Here is a 3,205-nt window from a genome sequence, read left to right as displayed (position 1 = left end):
AACACAGTGGACGCGAGCAACTGAGGACAAGCCCTCGGCCTATTAGTACCAGTCAGCTCCACCCGTTACCGGGCTTCCACATCTGGCCTATCAACCCAGTCGTCTACTGGGAGCCTTAACCACTCAAGGTGGTGGGAATACTCATCTCGAAGCAGGCTTCCCGCTTAGATGCTTTCAGCGGTTATCCTTTCCGAACGTAGCCAACCAGCCATGCCCTTGGCAGGACAACTGGCACACCAGAGGTTCGTCCGTCCCGGTCCTCTCGTACTAGGGACAGCCCTTCTCAATATTCCTACGCGCACAGCGGATAGGGACCGAACTGTCTCACGACGTTCTAAACCCAGCTCGCGTACCGCTTTAATGGGCGAACAGCCCAACCCTTGGGACCGACTCCAGCCCCAGGATGCGACGAGCCGACATCGAGGTGCCAAACCATCCCGTCGATATGGACTCTTGGGGAAGATCAGCCTGTTATCCCCGGGGTACCTTTTATCCGTTGAGCGACAGCGCTTCCACAAGCCACTGCCGGATCACTAGTCCCGACTTTCGTCCCTGCTCGACCCGTCGGTCTCACAGTCAAGCTCCCTTGTGCACTTACACTCAACACCTGATTGCCAACCAGGCTGAGGGAACCTTTGGGCGCCTCCGTTACTCTTTAGGAGGCAACCGCCCCAGTTAAACTACCCATCAGACACTGTCCCTGATCCGGATCACGGACCCAGGTTAGACATCCAGCACGACCAGAGTGGTATTTCAACGACGACTCCACAACCACTGGCGTGGCCGCTTCAAAGTCTCCCACCTATCCTACACAAGCCGAACCGAACACCAATATCAAACTATAGTAAAGGTCCCGGGGTCTTTCCGTCCTGCTGCGCGAAACGAGCATCTTTACTCGTAGTGCAATTTCACCGGGCCTATGGTTGAGACAGTCGAGAAGTCGTTACGCCATTCGTGCAGGTCGGAACTTACCCGACAAGGAATTTCGCTACCTTAGGATGGTTATAGTTACCACCGCCGTTTACTGGCGCTTAAGTTCTCAGCTTCGCACACCCGAAAGTGCACTAACCGGTCCCCTTAACGTTCCAGCACCGGGCAGGCGTCAGTCCGTATACATCGCCTTACGGCTTCGCACGGACCTGTGTTTTTAGTAAACAGTCGCTTCTCGCTGGTCTCTGCGGCCACCCCCAGCTCACCGAGTAAATCGGATCACCAGTGATGGCCCCCCTTCTCCCGAAGTTACGGGGGCATTTTGCCGAGTTCCTTAACCATAGTTCACCCGAACGCCTCGGTATTCTCTACCTGACTACCTGAGTCGGTTTAGGGTACGGGCCGCCATGAAACTCGCTAGAGGCTTTTCTCGACAGCATAGGATCATCCACTTCACCACAATCGGCTCGGCATCAGGTCTCAGCCTTAATGTGTGACGGATTTACCTACCACACGGCCTACACCCTTACCCCGGGAACAACCATCGCCCGGGTTGGACTACCTTCCTGCGTCACCCCATCGCTTACCTAGTACAAGTCTGGTTCGTCGGCTCCACCACTACCCTCAACTCCGAAGAGATCGGGCCGGCTTCACGGACTTAGCATCGCCTGATTCAGTATTGGGCGTTTCAAAGCGGGTACCGGAATATCAACCGGTTGTCCATCGACTACGCCTGTCGGCCTCGCCTTAGGTCCCGACTTACCCTGGGCAGATCAGCTTGACCCAGGAACCCTTAGTCAATCGGCGCACACGTTTCTCACGTGTGTATCGCTACTCATGCCTGCATTCTCACTCGTGAACCGTCCACAACTCGCTTCCGCGGCTGCTTCACCCGGCACACGACGCTCCCCTACCCATCCACACAGGCGTTGGCCCTATATGTGTGAATGACACGACTTCGGCGGTACGCTTGAGCCCCGCTACATTGTCGGCGCGGAATCACTTGACCAGTGAGCTATTACGCACTCTTTCAAGGGTGGCTGCTTCTAAGCCAACCTCCTGGTTGTCTCTGCGACTCCACATCCTTTCCCACTTAGCGTACGCTTAGGGGCCTTAGTCGATGCTCTGGGCTGTTTCCCTCTCGACCATGGAGCTTATCCCCCACAGTCTCACTGCCGTGCTCTCACTTACCGGCATTCGGAGTTTGGCTAAGGTCAGTAACCCGGTAGGGCCCATCGCCTATCCAGTGCTCTACCTCCGGCAAGAAACACACGACGCTGCACCTAAATGCATTTCGGGGAGAACCAGCTATCACGGAGTTTGATTGGCCTTTCACCCCTAACCACAGGTCATCCCCCAGGTTTTCAACCCTGGTGGGTTCGGTCCTCCACGAAGTCTTACCTCCGCTTCAACCTGCCCATGGCTAGATCACTCCGCTTCGGGTCTAGAGCGTGCAACTCAATCGCCCTATTCGGACTCGCTTTCGCTACGGCTTCCCCACACGGGTTAACCTCGCTACACACCGCTAACTCGCAGGCTCATTCTTCAAAAGGCACGCAGTCACGACTGCATGTGCAAGCACATACAGCGACGCTCCCACGGCTTGTAGGCACACGGTTTCAGGTACTATTTCACTCCGCTCCCGCGGTACTTTTCACCATTCCCTCACGGTACTATCCGCTATCGGTCACCAGGGAATATTTAGGCTTAGCGGGTGGTCCCGCCAGATTCACACGGGATTTCTCGGGCCCCGTGCTACTTGGGTGTCTCTCAAACGAGCCGTTGATGTTTCAGCTACGGGGGTCTTACCCTCTACGCCGGACCTTTCGCATGTCCTTCGCCTACATCAACGGTTTCTGACTCGCCTCACAGCCGGCAGACTGTGAAAGAGAGATCCCACAACCCCGCATGCGCAACCCCTGCCGGGTATCACACGCATACGGTTTGGCCTGATCCAGTTTCGCTCGCCACTACTCCCGGAATCACGGTTGTTTTCTCTTCCTGAGGGTACTGAGATGTTTCACTTCCCCTCGTTCCCTCCACACTGCCTATGTGTTCAGCAGCGGGTGACAGCCCATGACGGCTGCCGGGTTTCCCCATTCGGAAACCCCCGGATCAAAGCTTGGTTGACAGCTCCCCGGGGACTATCGTGGCCTCCCACGTCCTTCATCGGTTCCTGGTGCCAAGGCATCCACCGTGCGCCCTTAAAAACTTGGCCACAGATGCTCGCGTCCACTGTGCAGTTCTCAAACAACGACCAGCCACCCATCACCCC

At 56.3% G+C, this 3,205-nt stretch carries 1 rRNA gene; it reads right to left on the bottom strand.

The features are described from left to right. Positions 1 to 22: 22 nt before the first annotated feature. Positions 23 to 3,148 (bottom strand): 23S ribosomal RNA (locus tag ACFUNE_RS37495). Between the last annotated feature and the right edge of the window lie 57 nt (positions 3,149 to 3,205).

It is taken from the genome of Streptomyces sp. NPDC057287 (genome assembly GCF_042667905.1).
GTDB lineage: Bacteria > Actinomycetota > Actinomycetes > Streptomycetales > Streptomycetaceae > Streptomyces.
This window is presented reverse-complemented; position numbering and strand designations above follow the sequence as displayed.